The 26,324-nt window shown below is 54.9% G+C and carries 26 protein-coding genes; 8 read left to right on the forward strand and 18 right to left on the reverse strand.

Annotated elements, in window-relative coordinates; all coding sequences use genetic code 11:
* Nucleotides 1–4 precede the first annotated feature (4 nt).
* Nucleotides 5–898, reverse strand: a complete 894-nt coding sequence (locus F8R23_RS10905) for a LysR family transcriptional regulator (RefSeq protein WP_112350132.1) — start codon at nucleotides 896–898, stop codon at nucleotides 5–7.
* Nucleotides 899–1,025: 127 nt separating this feature from the next.
* Here F8R23_RS10905 and F8R23_RS10910 point away from each other — a divergent pair, with 127 nt between their 5' ends.
* A complete protein-coding gene (locus F8R23_RS10910) occupies nucleotides 1,026–1,463 on the forward strand; it encodes a PACE efflux transporter (protein WP_085115695.1) in 438 nt (145 codons plus the stop codon).
* Between the two features lie 482 nt (nucleotides 1,464–1,945).
* The gene (gene ansP / locus F8R23_RS10915) at nucleotides 1,946–3,409 is read left to right on the forward strand and encodes an L-asparagine permease (RefSeq protein ID WP_099065243.1); all 1,464 of its coding nucleotides are present in this window, start codon (nucleotides 1,946–1,948) and stop codon (nucleotides 3,407–3,409) included.
* Between the two features lie 39 nt (nucleotides 3,410–3,448).
* On the opposite strand, the gene F8R23_RS10920 is transcribed toward ansP, so the two are convergent.
* Nucleotides 3,449–4,228 (reverse strand): HalD/BesD family halogenase, encoded by a 780-nt coding sequence (locus F8R23_RS10920; protein WP_129935646.1) that lies wholly within the window; start codon nucleotides 4,226–4,228, stop codon nucleotides 3,449–3,451.
* A 112-nt stretch (nucleotides 4,229–4,340) separates the two neighbouring features.
* On the opposite strand from F8R23_RS10920, the gene F8R23_RS10925 reads away from it, so the two are divergent.
* The gene (locus tag F8R23_RS10925) at nucleotides 4,341–5,243 is read left to right on the forward strand and encodes a LysR substrate-binding domain-containing protein (RefSeq protein WP_129938548.1); all 903 of its coding nucleotides are present in this window, start codon (nucleotides 4,341–4,343) and stop codon (nucleotides 5,241–5,243) included.
* Between the two features lie 15 nt (nucleotides 5,244–5,258).
* Here the strand turns inward: F8R23_RS10925 and F8R23_RS10930 are convergent, their stop codons facing one another.
* On the reverse strand, nucleotides 5,259–6,113 hold the full coding sequence (locus F8R23_RS10930; protein WP_129935650.1) for an ATP-grasp fold amidoligase family protein: 855 nt from the start codon (nucleotides 6,111–6,113) through the stop codon (nucleotides 5,259–5,261).
* Nucleotides 6,114–6,267: 154 nt separating this feature from the next.
* On the opposite strand from F8R23_RS10930, the gene F8R23_RS10935 reads away from it, so the two are divergent.
* The gene (locus F8R23_RS10935) at nucleotides 6,268–7,560 is read left to right on the forward strand and encodes an oligosaccharide flippase family protein (protein WP_129935652.1); all 1,293 of its coding nucleotides are present in this window, start codon (nucleotides 6,268–6,270) and stop codon (nucleotides 7,558–7,560) included.
* Between the two features lie 17 nt (nucleotides 7,561–7,577).
* Here the strand turns inward: F8R23_RS10935 and F8R23_RS10940 are convergent, their stop codons facing one another.
* Entirely contained in the window at nucleotides 7,578–8,438 is an 861-nt protein-coding gene (locus F8R23_RS10940; protein ID WP_244953388.1) for an EamA family transporter, read from the reverse strand.
* A gap of 81 nt (nucleotides 8,439–8,519) precedes the next feature.
* On the opposite strand from F8R23_RS10940, the gene F8R23_RS10945 reads away from it, so the two are divergent.
* Nucleotides 8,520–9,458, forward strand: a complete 939-nt coding sequence (locus tag F8R23_RS10945) for a LysR substrate-binding domain-containing protein (protein WP_151415618.1) — start codon at nucleotides 8,520–8,522, stop codon at nucleotides 9,456–9,458.
* 75 nt (nucleotides 9,459–9,533) lie between these two features.
* A complete protein-coding gene (locus F8R23_RS10950; protein ID WP_129938549.1) occupies nucleotides 9,534–10,295 on the forward strand; it encodes an arylamine N-acetyltransferase family protein in 762 nt (253 codons plus the stop codon).
* 204 nt (nucleotides 10,296–10,499) lie between these two features.
* Here F8R23_RS10950 and F8R23_RS24160 read toward each other — a convergent pair whose 3' ends face one another.
* The 13 genes from F8R23_RS24160 to F8R23_RS11015 all read right to left on the reverse strand — a co-directional run bounded on the left by F8R23_RS24160 (nucleotide 10,500) and on the right by F8R23_RS11015 (nucleotide 23,591).
* Nucleotides 10,500–10,670 carry a hypothetical protein gene (locus F8R23_RS24160; RefSeq protein ID WP_170287986.1) on the reverse strand — a complete coding sequence of 57 codons (171 nt, stop codon included), beginning with the start codon at nucleotides 10,668–10,670 and terminating at the stop codon, nucleotides 10,500–10,502.
* Between the two features lie 56 nt (nucleotides 10,671–10,726).
* Nucleotides 10,727–11,371: a response regulator transcription factor gene (locus F8R23_RS10955; protein ID WP_244953389.1), complete on the reverse strand. Its 645-nt coding sequence runs from the start codon at nucleotides 11,369–11,371 to the stop codon at nucleotides 10,727–10,729.
* A complete protein-coding gene (locus F8R23_RS10960) occupies nucleotides 11,340–13,046 on the reverse strand; it encodes an O-antigen ligase family protein (RefSeq protein ID WP_151415619.1) in 1,707 nt (568 codons plus the stop codon). The genes F8R23_RS10955 and F8R23_RS10960 overlap by 32 nt, the downstream gene beginning before the upstream one ends.
* 1,980 nt (nucleotides 13,047–15,026) lie before the next feature.
* Nucleotides 15,027–15,845, reverse strand: a complete 819-nt coding sequence (locus F8R23_RS10970; RefSeq protein ID WP_151415620.1) for a hypothetical protein — start codon at nucleotides 15,843–15,845, stop codon at nucleotides 15,027–15,029.
* Nucleotides 15,846–15,884: 39 nt separating this feature from the next.
* Nucleotides 15,885–16,862 carry a reverse transcriptase domain-containing protein gene (locus F8R23_RS10975; protein ID WP_151415621.1) on the reverse strand — a complete coding sequence of 326 codons (978 nt, stop codon included), beginning with the start codon at nucleotides 16,860–16,862 and terminating at the stop codon, nucleotides 15,885–15,887.
* Nucleotides 16,855–17,382, reverse strand: coding sequence for a fimbrial protein (locus F8R23_RS10980; protein ID WP_151415622.1), 528 nt, complete (start codon nucleotides 17,380–17,382; stop codon nucleotides 16,855–16,857). Before F8R23_RS10980 ends, F8R23_RS10975 begins: the two co-directional genes overlap by 8 nt.
* Nucleotides 17,383–17,396: 14 nt before the next feature.
* Nucleotides 17,397–17,873 (reverse strand): fimbrial protein, encoded by a 477-nt coding sequence (locus F8R23_RS10985; RefSeq protein ID WP_151415713.1) that lies wholly within the window; start codon nucleotides 17,871–17,873, stop codon nucleotides 17,397–17,399.
* Nucleotides 17,874–17,887: 14 nt separating this feature from the next.
* The gene (locus F8R23_RS10990) at nucleotides 17,888–18,385 is read right to left on the reverse strand and encodes a fimbrial protein (protein WP_151415623.1); all 498 of its coding nucleotides are present in this window, start codon (nucleotides 18,383–18,385) and stop codon (nucleotides 17,888–17,890) included.
* A 10-nt stretch (nucleotides 18,386–18,395) separates the two neighbouring features.
* A complete protein-coding gene (locus tag F8R23_RS10995) occupies nucleotides 18,396–19,052 on the reverse strand; it encodes a fimbrial protein (protein WP_151415624.1) in 657 nt (218 codons plus the stop codon).
* A gap of 28 nt (nucleotides 19,053–19,080) precedes the next feature.
* Nucleotides 19,081–19,830 (reverse strand): fimbria/pilus periplasmic chaperone, encoded by a 750-nt coding sequence (locus tag F8R23_RS11000; protein ID WP_151415625.1) that lies wholly within the window; start codon nucleotides 19,828–19,830, stop codon nucleotides 19,081–19,083.
* A 6-nt stretch (nucleotides 19,831–19,836) separates the two neighbouring features.
* Nucleotides 19,837–22,383 (reverse strand): outer membrane usher protein, encoded by a 2,547-nt coding sequence (locus F8R23_RS11005; protein ID WP_151415626.1) that lies wholly within the window; start codon nucleotides 22,381–22,383, stop codon nucleotides 19,837–19,839.
* A 54-nt stretch (nucleotides 22,384–22,437) separates the two neighbouring features.
* On the reverse strand, nucleotides 22,438–22,983 hold the full coding sequence (locus tag F8R23_RS11010; protein ID WP_151415627.1) for a fimbrial protein: 546 nt from the start codon (nucleotides 22,981–22,983) through the stop codon (nucleotides 22,438–22,440).
* A gap of 83 nt (nucleotides 22,984–23,066) precedes the next feature.
* Entirely contained in the window at nucleotides 23,067–23,591 is a 525-nt protein-coding gene (locus F8R23_RS11015; RefSeq protein WP_151415628.1) for a fimbrial protein, read from the reverse strand.
* 401 nt (nucleotides 23,592–23,992) lie between these two features.
* Between F8R23_RS11015 and F8R23_RS11020 the strand changes: the two genes are divergently transcribed.
* Nucleotides 23,993–24,811 (forward strand): winged helix-turn-helix domain-containing protein, encoded by an 819-nt coding sequence (locus F8R23_RS11020; protein ID WP_151415629.1) that lies wholly within the window; start codon nucleotides 23,993–23,995, stop codon nucleotides 24,809–24,811.
* Complete coding sequence (locus F8R23_RS11025; protein WP_244953391.1) at nucleotides 24,808–25,272, forward strand: hypothetical protein; 465 nt, start codon at nucleotides 24,808–24,810, stop codon at nucleotides 25,270–25,272. The genes F8R23_RS11020 and F8R23_RS11025 overlap by 4 nt, the downstream gene beginning before the upstream one ends.
* Before the next feature lie 64 nt (nucleotides 25,273–25,336).
* On the opposite strand, the gene dusC is transcribed toward F8R23_RS11025, so the two are convergent.
* On the reverse strand, nucleotides 25,337–26,266 hold the full coding sequence (gene dusC, locus F8R23_RS11030; RefSeq protein ID WP_170287987.1) for a tRNA dihydrouridine(16) synthase DusC: 930 nt from the start codon (nucleotides 26,264–26,266) through the stop codon (nucleotides 25,337–25,339).
* Nucleotides 26,267–26,324: the final 58 nt, after the last annotated feature.

The following is a 26,324-nucleotide window of genomic DNA, read 5'->3' on the forward strand; positions in this document are numbered from 1 at the left end:
GGGATTATTCCACTTGCGGCATATCTTGCATCAGCGCCACCAGCTCACGGGCGGCCTTCTCCAGTGGCCGGTTTTTCAGCCAGATCAGGTGGATCGGCAGGCGCAGTTCATTTTTGGTATTTTTGAATTTCAGCCGAACCAGTCGTTGCTGGGCCAGTAACGGCGCGGTCAACGACAGCGGGAAATTGCCCCAGCCCAGACCGGCTTCCACCATGCTCAGCGCCATCGGCAAACTGTCAGTACGCCAGTAAGACTCCGCCACTCGCGGCCGCAGATCGGCAATCGGCAGATCGCGGCTGGCCACCATAATTTGCCGCACGTTAACCAGGTCTTCGAGAAACAGCTCGTTCGCCGTGCCGTTCAGCGCCGGGTGCCGTGGCGAGAGCGTGGCAACCAGCGATTCCGCGCCGACAAAGTGAAACTGCTCCTGGCTGTTGATATTTAGCCCGCCGAACGCCAGAGCAACGCCAACCCGGCCCTGATGTAACATGTGCAACACGTCATCCTGCGGGGCGGTCAATACTTCGATGTTCAGCAACGGATAGCGGTCTGCCAGGGTTTTGACTGCGGCCAGCAGGCCACGGCTGTTGATGTCCGAAGCGATACCGATCGACAAGGTGCTTTCCAGCCCCTGGGATAACTCGATGGCGTGGTTTTGCAGCTGTTTAAGCTGATCGGCAATCAGCCGCGCATGCGGCGCCAGTGCCAATGCCAGCGGGGTGGGTACCGGTTCGCGGTGCGAACGATCGAAAAGCAGAGAGCCCAGCTCTGCCTCCATATTGGCAATCCCCATGCTGACGGCCGAAGGTACACGCCGCAGTGAGCGGGCCGCAGCAGAAAACGAACCGCGATCCAGTACCGCCAGAAACAGCTCTATATTATCGCTGGAAAAGTTCATTGCATTACCTGTCAGAAAAACTGACAGCTCCTGACTTTTTCTATCAATATGATTGACGGTATCTTACTCGTCAGACGGCAAAAGGTCATCCGACCCTAAAGCCAAAAAATCAGTCAGGAGATGAGTAATGCAAGGCGTTAAACGCAAACTGGTGTATGTCACCGCCTATGAAATTATCGGCATGGCGATCTCCGCACTCGGATTGGCGCTGCTTTCTGGCAGTGCACCCAGCAGCACCGGGCCGCTGGCGGTGATCATCACCACCATCGCCGTAAGCTGGAATTTCATCTATAACTCGCTGTTTGAGCTGTGGGAAAGCCGTCAGGCCTCGCGCACCCGGACGCTCAAGCGTCGCATTATCCATGCGGTGGGCTTCCAACTGACGCTGGTGGTGTATTTAATCCCGCTGATTGCCTGGTGGATGGGGATTACGCTGTGGCAGGCGTTGCTGCTGGATATGGCGCTGATCGTAATTATCCCGTGCTACACCTTCGTGTTTAACTGGGCGTTCGACAAAATATTCGGCCTGCCAAGTTCTGCCCTGCCGGTTGGTGAGTCCGCTTAAAGATCGACCAAGAATAACCCTCGCCTGTGGACAATATCGCCGCAGGCAGGGTGAAGCTTATTATCCCCCTTTATTCTCGTCGCGAATAAATAAGCCAAATTCCATGTAGTTTGCGCGGTAATTATTATTCTGTGATTTTAATCACTTTTTATTCCTCGTTATTTCCGTCTTGATAAATTCAATCATCTTGTTGAATAATATATTCTTTTATATATTTAACAAAAAATAAACACAATTGGTCACGATTTATACGCAGGATTTTTTGCCACCTTTACAGAGAAAAGGTAGCATGCTCCGCCGTTATTTCACTGCGGCTGCTCAGATAATATACGCCATGAATTTCATCGCTAAAGATCGCAAGGCGACGGGTATTAAAGCGCAGAATGATGCCATGACCTCATTCTCACTACGATTGGCAATAGCAATCGTTTGCTCTGGCAGCAGAGCAGGGTAACTCCATAGACAGGTAAACAGGACGGATGATGCAATCACAAAAAAAAACGGCGCATGACCAACATGCAGCCAGAAGACGATGGTTAGACTCCCATGAATCCGGTTATCACAAAAGCATGGGCAACCGGCAGATACAGATGATCGCCATCGGCGGTTCAATAGGTACCGGCCTGTTCCTCGGTACCGGCGGTCGGCTGGAAATGGCAGGGCCAGCGCTGGCCCTGGTCTATTTGGTGTGCGGGATTTTCTCGTTCTTTATTCTGCGCGCGCTGGGCGAGTTGGTGCTGCACCGCCCCACCAGTGGCAGCTTTGTTTCTTACGCCCGTGAGTTCCTCGGCGAAAAAGCCTCTTACGTCGCCGGCTGGATGTACTTCCTCAACTGGGCGATGACCGGCATCGTCGACATCACGGCGGTAGCGCTGTATATGCACTATTGGGGGACCTTCGCCGACGTGCCGCAGTGGCTATTCGCACTCTGCGCCCTCGGGGTGGTCGCCACCATGAACATGATCGGCGTGAAGTGGTTCGCCGAAATGGAATTCTGGTTCGCACTGATCAAAGTCGTCGCCATTGCGCTGTTCCTGGTGGTCGGCGTGGTGTTTCTCGGCACCGGCACCCCGGTGGCAGGCAACACTACCGGCCTGCATCTGATTACCGAAAACGGCGGTATGTTCCCGCATGGCCTGCTGCCTGCGCTGGTGTTGGTACAAGGGGTTATCTTCGCCTTCGCCGGGATTGAGCTGATCGGTACCGCTGCCGGTGAGTGCAAAGACCCGGCCAAAATGATGCCGAAGGCTATCAATAGCGTTATCTGGCGCATCGGTCTGTTCTACGTTGGATCGGTAGTCCTGTTAGTGCTGCTGCTGCCGTGGAATGCCTACCAAGCGGGCCAAAGCCCGTTCGTGACCTTCTTCAGCAAGCTGGGGGTGCCTTATATCGGTACCATTATGAATATCGTGGTACTGACCGCCGCGCTCTCCAGCCTGAATTCAGGCCTGTACTCCACCGGCCGCATCCTGCGATCGCTGTCGATGGGCGGCTCTGCACCTAAATTCATGGCTAACATGAGCAGCCAACAGGTGCCCTACGCCGGTATCCTGGTGACCTGCGGCATTTATGTGATCGGCGTTTTGCTGAATTATCTGGTGCCTTCGCGGGTGTTTGAGATCGTGCTGAACATCGCCTCGTTGGGCATTATCGCCTCGTGGGCGTTTATCATCGTCTGCCAGATGCGCCTGCGCAAAGCCGTGCGTGAAGGCCGCGCAAAGCCGGTCTCCTTCAAAATGCCCGGCGCGCCAGTGACCTCCTGGCTGACGCTGGCGTTCCTGCTGGCGGTAGTGGTCATGATGGCGTTCGACTACCCGAACGGCACCTGGACTATCGCCACCATTCCGGTACTGGCAGTGTTGCTGACGCTGGGCTGGTTCGGCCTGCGCAAGCGCGCACAGGAAGTCAAACGGGAACAACAGGCGCACGAAGAAGCCCACCACTAAGTTTTTAGACTGCCCCAACTGGGGCAGTTTTTTTATCCCTCACAGCCGGCCGTAAAAGGTCATTCTGGCGCTTTCCGACAGCGCAATATCCGGTTGCGCGTTGTAAGCCAGCACCACCAGCATACGGGTAATGTCACCTTCGGTCGGTGTAACCCGATGCATGGCATTACGGCCACGGAACAGCACCAAGTCCCCCTCTTCCATCGCCAACGACTTAACCGCACGTTCACCGTCCAGTACCTGCGACACGCCGGCGTAGTTCATCTCGCCACGATCGGCATCTCGCAGGTTTTCCACATATTCAAAGCGCCCGCCAGCCTGTGGTTTTTGGATCAACAGCGTGATGGCAAACGATGAGTTATCAAAATGCCAACCCAACTCCTGCCCGCGATGGGCGTAGTGCAGATTGATCGAAGACAGACTATCGGCGTAGGGATACAGGTGCTGTTCCGCCAGCACGGCGCAGAGGAAATCACGAAACGGTTGTGCGTCGTACAACGTACGCAGCGGTGACTGCTCTGGGATCTCCTCGTCGGTAATACAACCCTTGGACGACACCACCAGCCGGTTGCGTGCATGATCGGGCGGCAACGTTTCGTCCTGCGGCTTCAGGTAAACGTTATGCTTGCTGGCGGCATAAAACGCCGCATGGCTATGCTCGGCCCCCTCCAGACGAATGGTCGCCAGGGCCGCCGCGGTCAGAAAACCTGGCAGCACCAGCGCTCCCGCCGTATCCAACGTGGCTTTACAACGGACCTGAAAGGCGAGGTCATCAATCGGGTTAGCGGATAAATCAACGATATGAGCAAGTGGCTGCATCAGAGGCTCCTGTTGGCATCGCGGCCGGATAACCCACTGTAGCGAATGTCAGATTGCCGTAATAACAAAAATACGTTAAGGATAAGTTAACCAATTCTTAGCGATAGCCACCATGAGCCCTCCTTCCCGCAGCCGTTTGCCCAAACTGAGCGCCATTCTGGCGTTTGAAACCGCCGCCCGCACTGGCAGCCTGACCCGTGCGGCAGACAGCCTGGCACTGACGGCAGCCGCCGTCAGCCAGCAGATCCGCCAGCTTGAGCAACATCTGGGTATTGTGCTGTTTATCCGCGCCAAAAGCGGCGTGACACTAACCGAACAGGGAACGGACTACCTGGCCTACGTGCAGCAGGCATTTGAGACACTGCGGGTGGCGCAGCAACATGTCGATCGCCAACGTGGCAAAGAAGAACTGACGTTATTTGCCCTGCCGGCGCTGGCGTCAAAATGGCTGAATCCGGCCATCGGCGGCTGGCTGGCCCAGTATCCGCAGGTGGATCTTCGGCTGCACGCCACCCATGCCGAAGTAGATTTCGCCAGCTCGGCTGCGGACTTTGCACTGTGTTTTGGCGATCAGGACTATCCACTACTGGAAAAAGTGCGGCTGTTTCAGGATTGCGTGCAGCCGGTTTGCAGCCCGCAGTTGCAGACCAGCGGCGACTGGACTCACCAGCCACTGATCCACGTGGATTGGGGAAAAGAAAGTCAGTTCTTGCCGGGCTGGCATGAATGGTTCAGCGCCGCCGGGTTACCACCGCCGCAGCGGCGTGGCCTGACCTATAACCTGACCTCACTGGCAATTGATGCCGCAGTTGAAGGCCACGGCATTTTGCTCGGCCAGCGGCGACTGATCCAGCGCGAACTGACCAAGGGCACACTGGTGCCTCTGGCAGAGCCTGTGCTACCGCTCAGCAAGCCTTACTACGTGGTGTATCCGCAACGCACGCTGGACAAACCCAAAGCGGTTGAGTTTCTCAGATGGTTGCAAAGCATCGCGCCAGTGGACAGTGACAGCTAAAGGCTGCAGCAGCCACTACCCGACTTTGGACATCATCTCGCCCAGCAGCAGGTTGGTCGCACGCGGCAGGTAAACCTCGTTGCCGGCACCAGGGGTCAGCGTCAGTTCACCAATGTAGATTTGCTCGCGGGTGAGATAGAAGTCGACGCGGCAATAGTCCAAATCTGCTGCTACGGCTTTCGCCACCTGGATCATTTCATCCCAGAACGCCGGTTTTTCATACAGTGTATTGACCTGCGGGATATCCGCCTGGGTAAAGAAACAGTGATGCGCATGCTCGTCCAAAAACTCCAGTGAAGTCGGCTCAGGCCCGCCACGCAACAACTCTACGAATAAATAAGCGGGGTTACCGTTAAAAACATGCACCTTGTAGTCAATCAGCTCACCTGCCGTTTCTATATCCAATAGCTGTTCGACGATAATTTTCTGCGGGATATTGTCGTAGTGTTTTTCGCGAAACCTTTTCCAATAGGTTATTTCAGACCATTCATTAAGAATCTTCGCAATATCGGTAAAAGTAACTTCACTTTTTTCTTTGACTATCTTGACCTGTTGCGAAGCATTATTGGTTTTGATAACAAAAGATTGAGGCAATGAAAGGTAATCTTTTTCGGTAAAATTATCGCTGATCATAATAATGGGGGTTAGGTACTTTTCCGATACCCGCTGTGAAATATAGTCTCTGACTGCCACCTTATCCGCTAACATACTGAAATCACGGCATGGATAGCGCATGCGCCGATAAATTTTCTCTGAAAATGTCTTGGGGGATTTGAAGTTAATCCAGGCGCCATGGGCAAGATAGTGGCTGACTTGATAATAGATAAAATCGGGCGCGGCCCGATAGAGTCGTTTTGCGAGTTTTCTCATTCTTCTCTTTCTTCCATGAATCTAGCATAGGGATAAATGCTGCTGACATTCCGGTTATTGCATCTTAATTATAAAACCCTGTGGGTCATTCCTTACAGAGGGTAAGGAAATAATCGGATGATTCCTATTATAAGATGCGACAGGGAAAGTCCCCATGAAATTAAAATTCATAGATATCAATATCGTGAGAAATGCGTTTTGGATGATATCCGAAAAAATGGTGTCTATCCTTGGCGTCATTTTTATCACCGCCTATATGGCGAGATATATCGGCCCGGAAAGCTTTGGCAAAATCACCTTTGCCACCGCGATTTTCGCCATTACTCAAACGCTGGCGCTGCTGGGCTCTGATACCGTGCTATTCAAGCGGATTAGCCGCAACCCGGCCTCGGGAACGGCATTGATGTTTTCCACCAACCGGCTGCGTCAGGGCTGTTTCGTACTGTTCTCTGCGGCAATATTGATTTACACCGGACTACGCGAAGATTTCATTACCTTCTACTTTTGCGCCGCCACCTTTGTCGCCAGCTTCTTCTCGCTCAGAGACGTGTTCACCATTTATCATGATGCCCGGCTGGAGTCGCGCTTCAATACGCTGGCCAACGTTGCCGGGCTGGGCAGTGCGCTGCTGGTGCGTTATCTGATCGTCTATTTTGATCTGCACCTGTATTACCTGGCGATCCCGATCGTGATGGTTTATTTGATCCCCTACCTGATCCGTCACCATATCTATCACCGCCGCAATCCGCGCTTTGTCGCACCAAGGCGAGTTCGGCGCAAATACGTGCGCTATCTGCTTGCCAGCGGCCTGCCATTGGCGGTGTCCAATGTCTCCATCGCCATTTATACCCGGCTGGCTCAGTTATTTTTGATGTGGTTTGTCTCCGCCGAAGCACTGGGGATTTACTCCGTCGCCATCACCCTGGCGACCGCCTGGATGTTTGTCACTGATGCCGTCATTACCTCGTTTTTCGCCAAAATATTTGCTTATCAGCGCGATGACGCGGTACGCACCGCCGCCAAACTGAATGGGTTGGTGTTGGCGATCTCCGCCGCGATCGTGGCAAGTATTCTTTTACTCGGCAAACCGGTGATCGTATTGCTGTACGGGGAGCAATATTTAGCGGCTTACCCGGCGATGGGGGTGTTGGCGGTAGCCACCCTGCTTTCCGCCCTGGGCACCCTGGCCTACAAATACATTGTGATTTTCTCCGGCTACGGCTTTCTGTCGAAGAAGATGTTTCTGGTGTTTATCATTAATATCCCACTGTCCTATTTCCTGATCCGCCAATACGGCATGATGGGTGCCGCCTACAGCACGCTACTGACCGAACTGCTGTCGTTGACCGTCCTCAATTACTTCTTCCGCCGCGGCACGGTGTTGCAGATGCACCTGCGCTCGCTGAATCCTTTGACCTATATCAGACGTGCACTCCAGGGCGGCTAGCTGTTCTGGCTACCCCGTTAATGCTGCTTGAGATGTAGCACCAAGGCCCCCGCCAGTACCGTCAACACCCCCAACCACTGAAGGGGAGAAAGCCGCTCGCGCAACAGCAGAGCCGCCAATAGCGCGGCGATGCCACCGGACAGGGTACTGAGCACCGTCACAATGGCCAGCGACCCACTGCCGGCCCCCACAGCAAATGCGCTAAAGCCCCCCAGATTGAGCAGGCTGGCGACCAGCAGCAGACCCCCCTGCCGCCAGCCCGGCCGCGCCACCAAAGCTCGCCGGTCAGCATTCAACACCAGCAGGGCCGTCAGCCCTACGGCATAACCGAGCCACAGACTGGCACTCGGCCCCAGCACGGGCAGCGTGTATTGCCCTTGCAGCCAGAAGCCAACGCCGTAACAGAACGCCGCCAGCAGCGCGAAGGCTATCGCCGGTAAAGAAGATGGGGATCTGTCCGGTTGGCGACCCAGACTCACGGCGGTCAGCATCACCCCCATCAGGCACAGAGCCAGTCCAATCAACGTCAGCGCGCCAAGCCGTTCACCACTGATCCACGACAGCAGCGTGGTGACCGCACCATAGCTGGTGACCAAAGGCGCTACCATCGCCGCCTTGCCGATAGCAAAGGCCTGCGACAGCGCCAGTGACCCACCCATCATCAGGCCGGCGGCCAACAATGCCAGTCCCAAAACGTTGGCGGAGGCCTCAAAGACAGGCCCACTGGTTGCCAGCATCAGCAGGGTAAAAATCGCAAACCCGATCGCTTGCGAAAAAAATACCGCCCTGCGCACCCCCACCGCTCGGGCGTTAATGCCGACCAAAAAATCCGTGCCACCCCAGCACAGCGCGGCGGCCAGTCCCATCACAATGTCCACGCGATACTCCCGTCGAATATTTGCCCTAAAAGTAAGCAAAAAATCACTTGTGGAACATCGATAGATTGGCAATATGGTTGAATGAAACTCAAGCTGAACGCTCAACCTCGTTTGCCCTCCCTGAAAGCCTTGCATACTTTCGAGGTGGCGGCGCGTTGCGCCAGTTTTACCGAGGCAGCGGAAGAGTTGAACGTCACGCTCGGGGCGGTCAGCCGCCAGATACGTCACCTGGAAAATGAACTGGGCGTTGAGCTGTTTCATCGCAAAGGCAACGCGGTGGCGCTAAACGACACCGGCAAACAGCTGGCTATCGACGTCACCCGCGCACTGACGCTACTGCAAAAAGCCAGCGATCGCGTCCGACCGGAACAACAGCAAACGCTGAGGCTGACCTGCACGCTGGGGATCGCCAGCCACTGGCTGGCGGCACGACTACCGGCACTGCGCCGTGCCGATCCTGATGTTTCACTGGTGCTGGACGCCAACGAAAGCCTGCGTGACCTGGCCAATGGTGAAGCAGACATCGCCATCCGTTACAGCCCCACCGCCAACCCGCCGCCGCACTCCAGCGAACTGCTCGCCGATGCCTTCGCGCCGTTAGCCAGCCCGGCCTTTCTTGCCGCGCCCCCTCGTCACATTACGGTCACCGATTTGGCGCTGTCGCAGTTGATCCACTCGCCGTGGAAGGATGGACAGAAGATGGGTGTCGCCGGCTGGCAAGACTGGTTCGCCGCCTTTGGCGAAGGCACCCCGACACCTCACGGTATTCTCACCTTTAACAGCGTCGGCCATGCCCTGCAGGAAGCGATAGAAGGTAACGGCATCGTACTCGGCAGCCTGGCAGTCGCGCAGGATGCCCTGGCCACCGGCAAGCTGGTTCGGGTCTTTGGCGACGACCGACAACTGCCCGCCGCCTACCACTACCGCCTGTGCTGGGCGGACAGCGCGTTCGTTAGCGCCACCACCCGCCGCTGGGTGAATCTGCTGCTGCAGGCGGCAGACCAACCCCCGGCGTTCTGACGCAGCACGTATTGCGCCCACAGCAGTGAAAAATCCAACTATTTTATAATCAATTTTTTTGCTGCGAGACACACCGTGGACAGACAACGCTACCTGCAACATATTGGATTCGCAGGCATCCCCAAGCCCGACCTCCTGACGCTGCAACAGTTACACCGCTGCCATATGCTGAGCGTGCCCTTTGAGAACCTGAGCATTATTTATCGCCAGGGGATTCATCTGGAGGAACCGGCGCTGTTCAATAAAATTGTCGAACGCAACCGCGGCGGCTTTTGCTATGAGCTGAACCGGCTGTTTGCCGCGCTGTTAAAGGACATCGGCTTTAACGTGCAGTTTATTTCCGGCGAGATCCGCGCACGCGACGGCAGCTTCGGCGCACCCTTCGACCATATGGCACTGATGGTGGAGCTGGATCAGCCGTATCTGGTGGACGTGGGGTTTGGCGACTCCTTCCTGACGCCGCTGAAAATCACCACCACCGAGCAGCAACCACAGACCAGCGGCACCTTCCATTTAGAACAGGAAGGCGAGACCTATTATCTGGAACGCAGAAACGGCGATAATCGCTCGCACGCCAAAACCCTGTACCGCTTTACCCTGCAAGCCCGTGAGCCGAGTGAGTTCGACGGCATGTGCCACTACCACAGCACCTCGCCGCAGTCGCATTTTACCCAGCGGCTGGTGTGCTCGCGGCCAACGGAAAATGGCCGGGTGACCCTCAGCGAGAACAAACTGATTATCACCGAAGATCACCAACGCCATGAATCGACGCTGCATTCGGAACAGGAACGCCGCGAAGCGCTGATGCGTTATTTTGGTATTGATCTGGAAAGTTGAAAATATATACCCAAAATAATTGGAGTTGTATTGAGGCGGCCAGTCTGGAAGTCCCCAGGAGCATAGATAACTATGTGACTGGGGCGCACAGGCGCAGCCAACAAAGATACAGCTTCAAGTATGACGGGTATAACCGTGCCGGATGATGTGCTTCATCCGCTAAATAGCGGTGCCTAATAGTGCTACAGATGAAGAGTGTTCAGGTTATGCGCCAGGCTTTCCATTCTGTTCAGCTAATAAAATGCGCGCAAACACGCCTTCCATTTCACTCACCTTTTTTATAAATTCCTCTGGTGTATATACCACCCCGGCGTGGGCAATATAGTGCAGTGCCATTTCACGAGACTTTTGCATCACCCATTGATTTCTTAACATACTAATATCCTTCTATAATAAAAACGCCATTCAAACAGCAGGCCTTCTTTATAAAGTCAATTAAACAACTTCGACAGTTTGACCAACGAATAGGGGGTGTTATCTAAACCCAACTTCTTCAGCGCTTTGATTTTTTGGCTGCTGATGGTTTTGATACTTTTCCTTGTTCTAAATGCAATATTGGTGGGGCTCATGCCTAATATGACAAGTTTCAGTACGCTATATTCGATAAAAGATAAAACCTCGCGATGCCCTTTAGTGCCAGAAAAGTCCCCTCCCTCTATGACTTCACGCTCAAACACCTCAACGCCGGCCTCTTCCTCAATAAACCTAAGCGTTTTCATGGATAAATACTCCATAATTGCGATAACCCGCTTTTGCGCAATGAAGATGATATCCCGATGTCCATAAAAATGCGCATTCCTTAGCAAGGGTAAAATGGTTGGGTAGTCGTCATCTGTAATATGAATTAACACTATCGCCTGACCAACATCACCCCCGCTAAAATAATCCGGCCCAATAAATGCCATTTCATAGCCTGTTTTATTTTCAAAAACGGCCTTTAATGCCAGCCTGGTGAACTGGCATTGACTCATCAATAATATTTTTTTCATTTCGGCCAATACGCTAAAGAGTAAAAAAGGTTTCTGGAGTAGACAGTTATTGCCGTCAGAAGCTTGAGCGCGCAAACCGCCTGTCATGAGGAAACAATAACGCCGCCTCGTACCGCAGTTCATCGGCCCGAACATATTGTTGCTGTTGATACAAGATAACCAACAGGTTGGCGTAAACGTTTTTATCAATGCGGTGATTCAGATAACGCTGCGCCCATTGGGCATAGGTTTCCAGCCGCTGCTCGTCATGCGTTCGGTTAAAGGCAAGCAAGCCTGCCAACTGGCGATCAAACTGCAGGCGATCGTCATGCATCCAACTCGCCCAGCCCGGCAAGGCGTCCAGCTGCCGCATATCCTGCAACCCGCCGCGCTCCGCCTGGGTCAATACCCGCCCGCTGTAAAACCCGGTCGCCATCACGAAAATCGCCACCAGTGATAGGGCCAGCATCGGCAGTCGCCAAGGTTTTAACCCACAGCCGGTGCCAAGGCGCGGACTAACCAGTCGATCGAGCATTGCCAGCAACAACAGGAACACCAGCCAGTGCAGTGCCGACAGGTAAAACGGGTATTCGGTTTGGCTATGCAATGCAATCGGCAGCAGCGCCAGACACAGCGCCAACGCCTCGCCTGCCGATGCCTTACCGCAGGCAAAGGCCCGCTTGTCGCGCCAGCGGGCGTGGGCCAGCAGTTTGATGCCCGCCCGCACCAAGAGCAGCGTACCCAGCAGCGCGACCATGCCCCCTTCCACCCACCACAACAGCAATTCGTTATGTGGATGACGAGCAATTTCGGTCACCGCCGTGGGCGGGGTTTGGTTAATGCGAAAATGCTGAAAACTGTACTCAAAACTGCCATAACCCCAGCCAAGCAGCGGTTTTTCGGCGATCATCGCCAGCGTATCGCGCAGCATGGTGTAGCGCGCATGGTTGGAGCCGGCATGGCTGGCGTAGCGCAATGCACCGCCCAGCTCACTCCCCCACCACAGCACCAGCACGCCCACCAGGGTGCCGCCGGCCATCAGCAGTGAGGCAATGGCGACAGCCTGCGGATGACGGCGGCAAAAACACAGGACAAACAGCCCCAGCACCAGGGCACCCGCCAGCCAGCCGGTGCGGGATTGCACCCACACCAACACCATCGGCAGCAGCACCAACGCCGCGGCCAGGGCGCGGCGACGCCAGCATTCTACTCGCGGATCCAGTCGCTGGAACCCAGGCAGCACATACGCCGCCAACGCCAGCGCTAACCCGGTGGCGATAAAACTCGCCAGCACGTTAGGCTGCTGGAAAATGCCAAAGGCGCGCGAGCTGCCAGATGGGATCCAAAATTGTGCAATTGCTGGAGCAAACAGCTGCAACAGCACGATTAACGCCTGAACCACCGCCGCCGATAAAATCAAATACAGCACCGCATGGCGCTGGCGTGCGGTCATGCGCACCTGCAGCCAGGTGAAATAGAACGCCGCGCCGGCAAATAAGCCAGCCAGCCGCCAAACGGCGGCGCTTTGCCATTCGGGCCGGGTAAATATAACCGGCAGTGCCAACAGCAAACCGGCGGCTATTATTGCGCGACAGGTCGGCGTCATCACAACCTGGCACAGCGGTGTTGCCCGCCAGCAAACCCCCATCAATAGCGCCGCGCCGCCGTAGACCAAAAAATTAAATGGCAGCGACAATCCACTCCCGCCGGGGTTGGGGATATATATCGCCAGCGGAATAAAAAGCAAAAATATAAATAAGAAAAAAACACGATCGAATATCATAAAAAAACCTGGAAACATTAGAAAAAATGGCATTAAAAATAACGCCATTTAGATTAAAATAACATCAGATAAGCGTGCGGTACTTAACGATAATTAGCGTGCAGCACGATGCTTTTAGCCGCCACGCCCATCTTTAATACATCCTTCGCGCTAAGCTCGGTTTGTTAAGTGACGGTCGGCTGATTGCCGCTTTCACGTTATCCCAAAACATAATCGGCGTTTCGAAGGCGATTTTTCTCCCTTGTCCTCTAATACATAAGTGTAGTTCCATTCCCGTATGTTGTTTAAGCACTAGGACGGAGCACGCCATGCAGTTCCTGTTCACGCACATCATGATGACACACGTCAGACGGCGGACCGCCGCGGCACCGCGCGTTCACTCCCAAACAACGTATTAGCCGGTTGACTCCTTTCATAAGCCAGACAGTTGCAATGGGATGTATTTATCCAACAGGCTTACAGCGGTACGTTGATGGTTATCGACCCGGAATTTCGAATCACCAGCTGTCCTTTCTACAGAGTCGGCGGTTTCTCGTTTGCAGATTTGTGAGACGAATCCATGCGGGCGGTCCGTGTTATTTTTTGAGCTCCGGGCGGTACCAGGGCGACATATCAGAGAAGCACTATGTGTTGATCATATTACTTTTACCCTAACCCAGACCCACCCACACTTCCGACGCATTTAACATATATTGGTGGCTTGTCGTATTACCAAATCCGAGCGCACGTACAGGGACCGTGTGGCTCCACACTGTACAAAAGTCCGCGTAGGGTACCGGCAACTGATGGGTGGCGTCTTTTCCAAAGTGCGGGGCGGGCCAGGGCGGTGGGGCCGGGCCTCGGTCTCAGTCGTATGTGACATTCACGACCGCGCTGCCGGAGTACGTGCCTGGTCCGAGACGTTCGACCCCCCGCGTTTTGACGCGTAGAGGTACTGGACGGCTTTCTTGGCCGGACATATTGAAGACGCCTGGCACACCGTACCCCCGACCCCAGTCAAGGATGGCCACACTGGTGTTATCACCACCAAGCGGGATTTCTTCTGCACTGTTTGTTTCGATCCGTAATCTCACAGACTGCGAGCACCCGACCCGCACGTCTGGCACTGTTTGTTCTTCGGGCAGCCGTCCTACAGTTGTGTCGAATGTAACAACGATCTGTGCCGGTTCTATCCTACAGCTAGGCACTTGCACTAACCCCTTAGCACAGTTAGATATGATAGTTCCAGCTCGCATGTTCCAAGCCCCTGTGCCGTCCATCGCTAGGACAACGCAGGGGTCGGCACCATATTTGTCGGGTAGCCAGTCATGCGCCACCCGGTCTTTATTGATTACCGTTGACCACCACTCGCCGATCGTCGCGTATTCTGAGTCGTCCCCCGGATGGCCGTGATTCCAATCGCCCGTATCTTGTGTACTGTAACCGTCCCGGCCCAGGGGTAGCCAAGATTCGGATATGGTGAAGAACCGCAAGCGACAATACCGAGTCCCGTAACACGGATTTGGGGTTGGGTCACTCGCGGAGGCCCCCACGATTTTAGCAAAAAAAGGACCGTTGGGATCCGACGGGGCCTCAGTCACGGAGACAGTAACGTTCGCGTGGGTATAGGCGGCAGGAAGGGTAAGAAGTGATAGCCAGATGGCACTTGCATGGATATTCACGGGTATATCTCTCAGAATTTTTATTAACCGGCAGATACCACTAAATATCATCCAATTGATGACCCAGCATTCGCTCTGCCCATAATGTCCACCGTGCCTCGTACGTTCGCACTCGTTCCACAGTTTCTGTCGATGACACCCCCTGTCGGCGAGCCTGCTCGTAAAGCCGCGCGCGTCGTTCACGATGGTGGTCCCGTGGGGCCAAGCCACAGAGCACCCTTGGGCAATCCGCGTAACATCACTATCATCAACCGGGCCGGGTGACTGGGTAGTGGCTACGCGGGTGCCTCCAGCGCATTCTCAGGTCGGTGTGTTGTACTCAGTTGTAGGTTAGGTTTACCACGGCAGTGCCGGAGACAACCCCCGCGTGCAGGTTTGCAAGGCCGACGGTCTTGACCCTTACCGCCAGCGTGGTTGGAACATTTTTCTCGACACGAAGCGCGCGAGGAACGCCGTACCCCGCCCCCCAGTCCAGCTGAGCATATGAGTTCACCTCCCCCCCAAGGGGGATTTTCTCCTCTTCGTTGGTCCGTACCGTTAACGACGTCGACTGAGTGCACGAGATTTGTACTGTCCCACCATCGGTGTCCGGCACGTTCACGCCCTGGGCAGTAGTCAGGGTAATGTTCACATGATTTGGCGTCAGCGAGCACGTCGGCATTGCGACATATGCATCAGCGCAGTTCGAGACCAGGGTTCCCGGGATAGACTGGCGGTCTGAAATTCTCATGCCAGCCAGGGCCATGCACGGCTTATGTATTTGGTGCCTGTCATCGTAGTCATAGCCAGAGATGCCCCGGTTCTTCAGGGGTACGGCGGCCCACCATTCACCCATCGTCCGGAATTTATAACTTTGATCATGGTCGCTCACGCCCGCGTATTCAAACCATCCATAGTCGTGTGACGAATGTTCCGATTGATTGTTTACGTCCCACTTTTTGTCGAGCATGACGAAGCGCAATTCGCAATTTCGGTCTCCAAAGCACGGGTTCGGCATCTTATCTTCAATCGACGCGGCTACGATATGGGAAGCTGCTCGATACGGTTCCGCCGCGGGTGGCGATGATATCGCGATAATTAGTGATGCGAGGCAACTCCGGCTCATCAGCAGTAGGGTCAGGAGGGTAATCGGTTTCATGTTCTGGATCTCTGAATTTTATCTATCCGGCAGATACCACTAAATATCATCCAATGGATGACCCAGCATGCATTCTGCCCATATTGTCCACCGTGCCTCGAACGTCCGCACTCGCAATTCAGTCTCTGTCGATGACAGCCCCTGTCGGCGAGCCTGCTCGTAAAGCCGCGCGCGTCGTGCACGATGGTTTTCCAGCGCTCTGGGCGCTATGGTGGCCCCCGTGGGGGTAAACCATACCCCCAGCCAGTCAAAACCCTGCGCAATCCTGCCCAGTTGCGTCTTGTCCGGATGGGTTTCAAACCCGCCCAGGTTAAAAAATTCATGCAGCCGCTTAACGCAGCGCCGCAGTTGCCAGCGGGTGCGGGTGAACACCAGAAAATCATCCATGTATCTTGCATAAAAGGTTCCTTCCTGCGCATTAAAATAGCTGTCAACGTGGTGCAACAAGCTGCCGCCAATCAGCGGGCTCAACGCACAACCTCGGCAGATGCCGTTTTGCGGGGTATAAAACTCACCGCCGTCTTCTACGCTGTAATGCACATATTGCTGAATCACATCAAACAGCACCGGGTCGGCCACATGCCATTTCAGCTGATTGATCACCTGCTGTTTACGGATGTGCCGGTAATAACCGCGAATGTCCGTTCGGTAGACAAAAGCGTATTCTCCGCCGGCCAGCGCCGCCCGGACTTCCGCTACCGAAACCACGCTACCGCCATGCCCGCGCAAGTGCATGCAACGAGCAGGTTTTGGCAACAGCGGTTCCGCCAACAACGCGGCCCACTTCAATATCAGCGCATCCTGCGCACACCACTGCACCCAACTGCGACCACCCCGCCGCAACGCCTGCATCGGCGCCAGCCGGTAATGCCCACTTTGCAGTTGCCGATAGAGCCGGTCGCCCTGCTGCGCCCAGTGAAAGCGCAAATGCCAAATGTCCGCATTGGGCGGTGCATGGCGACGACGTTGGCACAGCCAGCGCCAGGCGGCTTGCCATGCCGCCGCGCGGTTATTCATATTCCAGGCTAAAGGTCGCCACCGCGCTGAACGGCCCGCGCTCGATGGTTTTGTGCTTCAGCGCGTCCGGTTCACCCTGCACATAGGCGTGCGCCGTCAGAATATTGGCCCCGCTCACCAATGCCTGCGCCTTGCCTTGCTGGTTAATCGGCAACGGCTCACCCTGCGGGGTTTCCATGCCGATGGCGATGCCGCTGGCCTGGCTGGCACCGTTTAGCGCCAGCAACCCCGGCAGCGCGGTGCTTTCATTACCACTGAAGGTCACCCTGACCGTTTTGCCCAGACTGAGATCGCACTGCGCCAGATGCAACTCAAACGCCTGACCGGGCGTGCGGGTATTCAGATACAGGTACTTGTCGATTACCGTGTCAAAATCCAGCACCACCGTTTCATCACCCGGCGGGATCACGCAGGGTTCCGCTACCAGCGCACCGTGCAGGCGCATATTCTCCGCCGCGCCGACCGGTACACTACACAGCAGCAACGCCGCCGTTGCGCACCAACCTGCTTTATTCCCCATGCTTATTCTCCGCCTCATTGGTACACCGCCAGCAGGGTGGCCGTGGCTTCAAACGCCCCTTCTTGCAAGGCTGCGCCCGGCCGTTTGACCGGCACTGCTTCCAGTGTGGGCGGCGCGTTCAGCTTGATGGGGATCGGTTGATTCAACGTAAACCGCTTGCCGTTTTGCAGCAGGCGAACGGCCAGATCGTCCACGTTGCTCTCGATCGCCGCCTCGTCGTAATCCGCCGGGGTACCGACCACTGCCAGCGTCATGCTCCATGCCCCGGCACCGGGGCCACAGGTGATCCGGTAGTTCACCGGTTGCAGATAGTTAGTGCCATCGACCTTGGTGACCCCGACCCGGTTGCCGAAATCAACATCCACCTCGCCACCGTCGTTGATGGTGCACGGCGGTGGTTCGATCAGGGTGCCAGAAAAACGCATGTTGTCCGCCGCCACTGCCCGGCCACCCAGGGCCATTAACAGAAAAATGCTGCCATATCGCACCATTGCCTCAGCTCTTTTCATTGGTATGCCACCTGCATCGTCGCCCCAGCAGAAAACGCCCCGCCGCTCAACGTCGCCCCGGCCTGTTTGACCGGCACCGCCTCAAACGTCGGCAGGTTGGGATAGGTAAAATTCACCCAGGTGTTGATCGGCTGCCGATTACCGTTGCGCAACAGCGCCACCCCCAGATCGTCCTTGTTGGTTTGCAGTACATCGCTGTCAAAACCGGCGCCGGTACCCTGAATTTGCATTTTCATTGCATTGTTCGGCGCGTTTTTGCACTCCACCGAGTACACCACCGGCTGTTTCTTGTAACTGCCGTCGATACGGGTGGTCATCACGTCGTTACCAAAATTCACTTCAATCAGGTTATTGTTGTTAATCACGCACGGCGGCGGCGCGACGATGGTCACCGTCACTTTGATCGTAGCGACTGCCTGCGCCTGCGAGCCGTACAACAACACCAACGCCACCAGCCCACAGCCCGGTAAATACCGTTTTAACCTTGCTTTCATGCTATTTCCCTTAGTCATAGCTGAGCTGGAAATCCACCACCGCTGCATAAGCACCGGGCAGCAACGGTGCGCGGGTGCGTTCCGGCGTAATGCGGTAGTTCAGCGCGTTTTGCCCCACCACCAGGGCCAACGGCGCCCCCCGGCTACCAAGGCGGATATCCCCGCCGCGCTCATCACTAATGCGCAATGCCAGCCCGGAAGCACCATGCACTTTGACCAGCTCCGGGTTATCGGCGTCCGCCGGGGCGTTAAAACTGACCGATACCGCCGGCTGCTGGGCACTCCACAGCAGGTTGCCACTGCGTTCGTCCCGGTTGGCGGCCGGGCCGCGCAGGCAGTCGCGCAGGTGCAGCTGCACATTTACCGGCACGCCACGATCCCCCGCCTTCGCCAGCTGGGCCGTGGCGGTACTGCCCAGCCACACCGCCTGATACGCGCTCGCCATCTCCAGCCGACAGGCGCTTTCGGTCAGTTCGCCGCGCACATGCAGCACGCCATGGCTGCCTTCCACCTGCCAGTTGTCCGCCGCGATGGCTGACGGCAGCAGCCATAACATCGCGCAAACGCACACCGGCACCATCAGCGCCGCCGCGGTAATCACCAGGGCATACAACCATTCATGGCGGTGGTAACCGCCACTGTTCCATCGCCGGGATGTTGTTCGCATCGCTTATCCACCTGTTTTTCAGTGAGCCTTATTTGCTGCCCGCCACCGTCTGGCAGTTCGCGCCGTTACAGTTAAAACTCAGCTGCGGGCGGCCGCCGTAGTCGTTGACGTAAGTCAGCACCGGTGCGTTCCCCAGCGCAGAGGCCGCGACCTTCAGCGGCGCACTGCCCTTGGGTGCCACCATCAGCGGTTCGAAGCCCGGCGCGCTGGCACCATTCTTTTTGCTGCTGGCATCCACCAGCGTCACGTAATACGGCGTCGGGTTATTCACCTGGTAGCTGTCGCCCTGTTTGGTCAGGGTCAGTTTTTCCTGCCACGGCGCGCTGGCTTCCGGGTTGGCTATCGCAATCGCCTTTGGCCGGTAGAACAGCTTGATACGGGTTTGCAGCGCCAGTTGCAGCGTATTCGGCTTGTCGCTCTTCGGCGGGATCTCGCGCAGGTTGAAGTAGAACAGCGTTTCGCGGTCCTGCGGCAGCGTATTGGCAGCCGGCAGCCCCTGCACCTTCACCTGGCTCTTGGCACCCGGTTCCAGACGCTGTACCGGCGGCAATACCGTCAATGGGCTGGTGATTTTTTTGCCGTTGGCGTCTTCGATCCAGCCCTGCGCCAGGTAAGGCAGCTGCTTGTTCTCGTTGCTGATGCTCATGCTCACCGACTTGTCGCCGCCGCTGAAGATCACCCGGGTGCGGTCCAGCGCGATGGCGGCCGTTGCCTGTTGGGCGCACAGCAGGCCCGCCAGGCCGCCGGCAATTAATGTCACTAGATTATTGGTTTTCATTGATCTCTACTCTTTAACAGTGTTTAACGCCTTGCCGTTGGCCACCGGGCCGCAAGGCAGTAACAGATTGGTTAATTGGCTCGGCGACAGCGTCTGCGGCAGGGTAAGGCCGCACTGCTCCGCGCCGCCCCAGCTCACGCTCATCGCTTCCCCGGCATTAATACCGCTCAGGTACACTTCGCCGTTGTCATTGATAATGCCGACCTCCTGCCGCTTGCCGTTGCGCACCGTGGCGCCAAACGGCGGGGCAGAGCCGTCCGCCAGCCGCACGACCGCCATCGCCTTCTCGCCGGCGATCACCTCGAAGTGCCGGTAGCCGATGGCGCCTTCGGTCAGGGTGGCCTGCGCCACGCTCTGGCTGACGTCGGCGTTTTCCGGCAACGCATTCAGATCGATACTGAACTGGTTGCGGTAGTAACTGCCGACGTCCACCACCACCGCTTTGCCGAAAGCGTTGGTCAGGGTCGGCGAGCTGTAACCGCGGATCGGGATCCCCGGAACACCGTCGGTATCCAGCAACATGCGGGTGCCCCCGCTCATGCTGCTGCGGTGCAACGCCGCGCCTTTCAGGGTGGCGGTCGCACCGCCTTGCATCGACAGCCCCAGCGAGCTGTACTGCCCGGCCTGGTAGCTGGCGCTGGCGTTCACCTGGCTGAGATCGCCGCTGTGGCTGTAGTAGCCGCTGGCGGTTGCGCCGCTGCGCGCAGTACCGGCGCTCACCTGGTAGGTGTCGCGCTCATTGAGCCGGTCGTAATACCCCACCTGATGGGTGTTATCGTTGCGGTTATAGCTACCGCTGTAGCTCAGTGAGCCATTGCTGCCCCACGGCAGCGACAGCGACAGGTACATGCCGTCGTCGTTGGTGCCGTTATATTTGTTGCGATAGCCGGTCAGCGACAGGCTGATATTCCTGAAGCGCCCCAGGTCGAAATAGCGCGACAGCGTCAGGTTGTAACGGTCATTCGCCGGCCGGTCCCAGTAGGTCTGGTGGTTGTAGTTGAGATAGGCACTCAACCCCAGATCGCGGAACTGCTGGTTAAAGGTGATGGTGTACATCTCCTTGCTGCTGTTGGTTCGCGTACCGTCGCGGCGGGCATCCAGGTATTCGCCCATCGACATATAGTTGCGCTCCGAGAAGCGGTAGCCGGCAAAGGTCACCTGGCTGTCATAGTCGTCAAAGCGCTTGGAATAGCTCAGGCGGTATGAACCGCCGCTCAGCGTGCCCTGTTGCGGCAGGTTGGCGCGCGACTGAGTGGCGTCAAAAGACAGCGCGCCAAACATCATCAGGTCACGCCCCACCCCCAGCGCCAGCGCGTTGTAATCGCCGCCCGCCACACCGCCGCCGTACAGCGACCAGCCGTTGCTCACGCCCCAGGAAAACTCGCCGGTGCCGAACATCGGCCCGTCGCTGTGGTGCTGCCAGTCAGCCGGCCGACCGGCCGCTACTTTGTAACGCACCGAGCCCGGTCGGGTCAGGTACGGGATGCTGGCGGTGTCCATCTTGAACTCCTGCACGCTGCCGTCCTGCTCTTCCACCCGCACGTCCAGCTGGCCGCTGACCGCGTCGTTGATGTCCTGAATACGGAACGGCCCCGCCGCCACCTGGGTTTCATACAGCACGCGTCCTTGCTGGCGAATAATCACCTTGGCGTTGCTGCGTGCTATCCCCGTCACTTCTGGCGCATAGCCACGCAGGTTGGGTGGCAGCATGTTGTCATCGGTCACCAGGCTGGCACCGGCAAAACGCACGCTGTCGAAAATGTCGGAGTTTAAATAGTCCTCGCCCATCGTCAGCCTGGCGCCCAACTTCGGCAGTGCGCGGTAGGCGTAGTAACGGCTCCAGTCCCAGCTGGTGCGGGTCGGCTCACCGGAACCGCCCTGGCGATCCAGCCGCGATTGCCAGTCAGCCCGCAGCCGCCAGGCCCCCAGATTGCCGCCCACCGTGCCGTTGCCGCTGAGGTTATAACTCTGCGTGCCCTGCTTTTGCTGACGCTGGCTTTGCGCATTCAGGCTGTAATCAAACAGCAGACCGGGAATACCCTCGTCCCAGCGCGACGGCGGGTCCCAGTTTTCTGCGGTATATTCCAGATACGCCTGCGGAATATTCAGGTACAGTGCCGCCGCGCCTAAATCGCCGCGCATTTCCATCCCCTCCAGGCTATGGGGATTCAGACACTGGTTTTGGTGCCACCAGGTCAATTTCAGTAATGCAGATTCTTTCAGCCCCAGTTGTTCAACCAACTGCGGCGTAATACAGGCTTCACTGCCTTTGGCATCGTCATCCGGCGGATAAAACGCCACCGGCTGATCGGTTAATGTCTGTTTATTAATGTGCACGGCAAACAGATAATCGCCGGGCATAATAAAGTTGCCGCGAGAAAACTGCTCCAGGTCAATATTGGCGCGATCCGTCACATCCAGTACGTCGGTATTGAATTCAATATCAGCAGCTACGGCGCAGGTAGCATTCCCCGCCAGAATAAAGGCGATCAACAGCCCCAGGATTCTCGGTCGTATTTTCCCTATACAGCCATATGACGGAGTAGTTGACATCCGCAGACCCTTATCAATAATTATTTAATTCGCAGTTACCGCGTTCAGGCAGATTTAGTAGTAATCCATTTTAAAGCGCACGGTGGAGTAATAACTCCCGGCCTTCATTACCTGATTATTGCCCATCAACCGCAGGCCATAATTAAATTCCATAGTACTGGGTTGAATTTCATTTTTTGCCATAGGCATGCCGGGCACGGCAATATTCCCCCGCCTATCGGAAATCTGCAGGGCAATGCCCTTGGCGTTGCCATCAATACCAAATAACCCGGCATCTTCTCTGCCGTCAAAGGTCACGGCAAAATATCGCCAGTCATCCAGCGCAGGGTTGAATTTCTCTAACGTGCAATTCACCAGTTTAATATTGAATTCATGCAACTCGCCCTGGCCATCACGAATAATCTGGCTGACGGGCAATGTCGCCATGATAATGGTTTGATCAAGGCTTTCGGTATCAATGGCGCAGGCGGAGGCGATAATCCTGCCATTCACGGTCACTTCGCCATGCCCTTGATTGGCGGAGTGCGCCAAAGAGGAACACAGCAACAGATTAACTAACACCGCACTGTGCAATGTCCTTTTGCCATACTGTGAATGCATATCCGTTCCCAACATAACAAGTTAATAAGCAGCATGCGGGTTACCCCGCATGCAATTAACTGTGCGAATTAATCGCCGTGGGCTTATTGATACGCCAGGGTAAAGTCAGCAACAGAGTTGAATTCGCCCGGGGTGATGGCAGCAGAAGCACCGTCGCCCTGCAGGTGTGCGGTGAAGCGCAGGGTAGCCTGGCCGTCTTCAATTTTCTGCGCTTTGCTGGCTTTGGTCAGCGGCAACAGTTTACCGTCGATGTCGTTGATGGCGATGCTGGCACCACGTGCAGAACCTTTCATAGCCAACAGGCCAGGAACCGCTTCAGACTCGGTACCACTGAAGGTGGTAGTCACATCTTTAGCAGTTTCTATATCACAACCAACCAACTTGATCAGAATATCCTGCGGCGTAGACTTGCCACCATTTTTCAACTGTGCAGAGGCGATATCACCCAACTTCACGGTCTGATCCAGGCTACCTGGTTCGATAGAGCACGGTGCATCAATGATAGAACCTTTAAAAGTTACGGTACCGCCACCCTGGTTAGCGGCGTTAGCCATAGAGATAGTACCCAGAGTCATTACGGCTGCCAGCATGATTTTGTTCAGTTTCATTGTGTTAATTCCATATATACAATTAGTTTAATAAAGAAAGAGTCCTTGTGCTTACGCAGCCACCCTTTATTTGTTCACGTTCGCCAATACAGAGAATCTTGCTATCCCCCTGTTTGGCGATGTGAAAATGATACCCCTACCAAAAACAAAACAGCCAAATAAACTAAATAATTTAAAATTTACGATATTAAAAACCATAAAAACAAAATAAATTATATTTCTTAACTGGAAGTTATCAAAATAATGGCGACAACCAGATTATTGAACCAGAATAAAAACAATAAATTAGCACCATTGGAATTTTCTTATGTCGGCAGTAAGATTTTTCTTGAAAACCAAGTCATCTTCGTTAGGATATCTGCTGACAACAACACCTGCCAACACACATAAAACTTATAAATATGAAATACATAATAAATAAAATCGTTGTTTTTAACTCTGACGAACTGACATTATTTCTGTACGAGAATAACCAGGTTGTCACCAGACTGACTAAACCGGCAAGCCGGTTATTGTTGGAGTTAATACAGAACAACAAGAAAAACATTACCCGGGATGATCTCCTTGAAAGGGTATGGACCACTTATGGTTTCACCGCCTCTAATGCCGGATTAAATAATTACATTAGTGAGCTGCGTAAGGCATTCGCACTTTTGGGGCTAGTGAATGAAATTATCGTGACCATTCCTAAACTGGGGTTTCGCTTTGAAGGCTATATTGATCTCATCAATCCCTACGCAGAGGAAGCAGATATAACGTCGGCCGCAGAAGAAACAGCGGCCAAGCATACGGTTGACGAAAGTAAAAGTGCTGAAGGGTCAGTTGACACTCCGATAAAATACTTTTCAAAAGCCAAAATAAAGTGGTTGATTACTGCTCTGGGGCTGGCCGGTTTTTTTACATTAACAGCCATTACTCTTATTCAATGGGAGGACAGTGACGAATCCCATCCGCATCAAAAAATATTCAAAATTAATAACTGTGATGTCTATGCTGTGGGGAAAACAGATAGCACAAATGACTTAAGAATGGAGATTGAGGGCATTCTGAAGCGAGAAGGTATTGATTGCCTACATAGCTCAGGTGACTTTTTTTACATAGAGGACAGGCTTAATAAAAAAGACGTACGGGCTAGTTTGATTTCCTTTTGTAATAAAAATAAAAACAATCATTACGACGCCTGTTTCAATATAAAAAACCAGAGAAACATTACAAAATGACAAAGCTATTAATGGTACTTAATGGGTTTCTTTTTTTGCTGTTTTTGCCATTCAGCACGCATGCAGAAGAACCCTTCAAATGCACATCTCAGTATAAAACCTTGGTAGAAAAGGATAATGACTACACGCTGTTTGATGGTCGTCTCACCCTCTTCCTGAAAGATGAACATGGGGGGTTTTTCAGCCTGTCCGGAAAGGTTTCAACCAAAGAAAAAAATTACCTGCTGGCCAGGAAAAGCTATTTTACCCTCACCCAGCATGAGATTAATCAGGTCAAACAGGCGACGATCACCAAGGTGATAAAGCACCCTAGCGATACCACACCAGACCCTCTTTGGCTGGCCGATATTTTACCAGAGCTACCGGGGATAGATTTTCATATAGAAATATGGCGCCTAAAGGATAACCTTATGATGGTGAAGTCCATCAACACCGGGTATCTCATTTGTGCCAAGAACTGATAATTTATCTCAAAGAGAAAAATTAGCGCGGGTTATCACCAGGGTAACCCGCCGTTTTCTCACTTTAGCGGCAAATCACCCGGGCAATGTCCTTCGAGTTGGTCAGTGCACGCACTTCGCCAAACAACTCGGTGGCCTCTGCATACTCTTTGCGTAAATACCCCAGCCACTGCTTGATGCGCGCCACGTGATACAGACCGGTGTCGCCCTGTTTTTCCAGATGAACGTATTTTTGCAGCAGCTGCATCACCTGTGGCCAGGGCATGCGCGGTTCGTTGTACTTCACTACCCGGCTCAGGTTCGGCACGTTAAGTGCGCCGCGCCCCAGCATCACCGCATCACAGCCGGTGGTTTGCAGGCAGTCTTGTGCGCTCTGGTAGTCCCAGATTTCGCCGTTGGCGATCACAGGAATGGTCAGCCGCTGACGGATCTCACCAATCGCCGTCCAGTTAATACGCTCCGCCTTGTAACCGTCCTCTTTGGTACGGCCGTGTACCGCCAATTCTGTAGCACCGGCCTGCTGCACCGAATCGGCAATTTCAAAACTGCGGCTATCGCTATCCCAGCCCAGCCGTATTTTTACCGTCACCGGCAAATGGGCAGGCACCGCTGCACGCATGGCTTTGGCGCCCTGGTAAATCAGCTCCGGATCTTTCAGCAACGTCGCCCCACCGCCGCTGCCATTGACCAACTTGGACGGGCAGCCACAGTTGAGGTCGACACCGTAAGAACCCAATTCCACCGCGCGAGCGGCATTTTCTGCCAGCCACTGCGGGTATTGACCGAGCAATTGGATACGCACCAGCGTGCCGGACGGGGTGCGGCTGGCGTGATGCAGTTCAGGGCACAGGCGATAGAAAGACTTGGCAGGCAGCAGTTGGTCAACCACGCGCAGGAATTCGGTGATGCACAGGTCGTAGTCGTTCACTTCGGTGAGCAGCTCACGCACCAAAGAATCGAGAACGCCCTCCATCGGAGCCAATAATACGCGCATGTTCACCCCTGCTAAAAAAGACGCGCAATGATACGGGGGAATGCCCGCAGCAGACAAG

It is taken from the genome of Serratia proteamaculans (assembly GCF_008830365.1).
Taxonomy (GTDB): domain Bacteria; phylum Pseudomonadota; class Gammaproteobacteria; order Enterobacterales; family Enterobacteriaceae; genus Serratia; species Serratia proteamaculans.

Coding starts and splice junctions, on each gene's coding strand:
- F8R23_RS24160 (WP_170287986.1), bottom strand. CDS start 10,670: ATGTTAAGAAATCAATGGGTGATGCAAAAGTCTCGTGAAATGGCACTG.
- F8R23_RS10990 (WP_151415623.1), bottom strand. CDS start 18,385: ATGAAAGCAAGGTTAAAACGGTATTTACCGGGCTGTGGGCTGGTGGCG.
- F8R23_RS10970 (WP_151415620.1), bottom strand. CDS start 15,845: ATGAAACCGATTACCCTCCTGACCCTACTGCTGATGAGCCGGAGTTGC.
- F8R23_RS11020 (WP_151415629.1), top strand. CDS start 23,993: ATGAAATACATAATAAATAAAATCGTTGTTTTTAACTCTGACGAACTG.
- F8R23_RS11000 (WP_151415625.1), bottom strand. CDS start 19,830: ATGAAAACCAATAATCTAGTGACATTAATTGCCGGCGGCCTGGCGGGC.
- F8R23_RS10955 (WP_244953389.1), bottom strand. CDS start 11,371: ATGACAGGCGGTTTGCGCGCTCAAGCTTCTGACGGCAATAACTGTCTA.
- F8R23_RS11005 (WP_151415626.1), bottom strand. CDS start 22,383: ATGTCAACTACTCCGTCATATGGCTGTATAGGGAAAATACGACCGAGA.
- F8R23_RS10995 (WP_151415624.1), bottom strand. CDS start 19,052: ATGCGAACAACATCCCGGCGATGGAACAGTGGCGGTTACCACCGCCAT.
- F8R23_RS10925 (WP_129938548.1), top strand. CDS start 4,341: ATGAGCCCTCCTTCCCGCAGCCGTTTGCCCAAACTGAGCGCCATTCTG.
- F8R23_RS10960 (WP_151415619.1), bottom strand. CDS start 13,046: ATGATATTCGATCGTGTTTTTTTCTTATTTATATTTTTGCTTTTTATT.
- F8R23_RS11025 (WP_244953391.1), top strand. CDS start 24,808: ATGACAAAGCTATTAATGGTACTTAATGGGTTTCTTTTTTTGCTGTTT.
- F8R23_RS10985 (WP_151415713.1), bottom strand. CDS start 17,873: ATGGTGCGATATGGCAGCATTTTTCTGTTAATGGCCCTGGGTGGCCGG.
- F8R23_RS11010 (WP_151415627.1), bottom strand. CDS start 22,983: ATGCATTCACAGTATGGCAAAAGGACATTGCACAGTGCGGTGTTAGTT.
- F8R23_RS10920 (WP_129935646.1), bottom strand. CDS start 4,228: ATGCAGCCACTTGCTCATATCGTTGATTTATCCGCTAACCCGATTGAT.
- F8R23_RS10935 (WP_129935652.1), top strand. CDS start 6,268: ATGAAATTAAAATTCATAGATATCAATATCGTGAGAAATGCGTTTTGG.
- F8R23_RS11015 (WP_151415628.1), bottom strand. CDS start 23,591: ATGAAACTGAACAAAATCATGCTGGCAGCCGTAATGACTCTGGGTACT.
- F8R23_RS10930 (WP_129935650.1), bottom strand. CDS start 6,113: ATGAGAAAACTCGCAAAACGACTCTATCGGGCCGCGCCCGATTTTATC.
- F8R23_RS10980 (WP_151415622.1), bottom strand. CDS start 17,382: ATGGGGAATAAAGCAGGTTGGTGCGCAACGGCGGCGTTGCTGCTGTGT.
- ansP (WP_099065243.1), top strand. CDS start 1,946: ATGCAATCACAAAAAAAAACGGCGCATGACCAACATGCAGCCAGAAGA.
- F8R23_RS10905 (WP_112350132.1), bottom strand. CDS start 898: ATGAACTTTTCCAGCGATAATATAGAGCTGTTTCTGGCGGTACTGGAT.
- F8R23_RS10945 (WP_151415618.1), top strand. CDS start 8,520: ATGAAACTCAAGCTGAACGCTCAACCTCGTTTGCCCTCCCTGAAAGCC.
- F8R23_RS10910 (WP_085115695.1), top strand. CDS start 1,026: ATGCAAGGCGTTAAACGCAAACTGGTGTATGTCACCGCCTATGAAATT.
- dusC (WP_170287987.1), bottom strand. CDS start 26,266: ATGCGCGTATTATTGGCTCCGATGGAGGGCGTTCTCGATTCTTTGGTG.
- F8R23_RS10975 (WP_151415621.1), bottom strand. CDS start 16,862: ATGAATAACCGCGCGGCGGCATGGCAAGCCGCCTGGCGCTGGCTGTGC.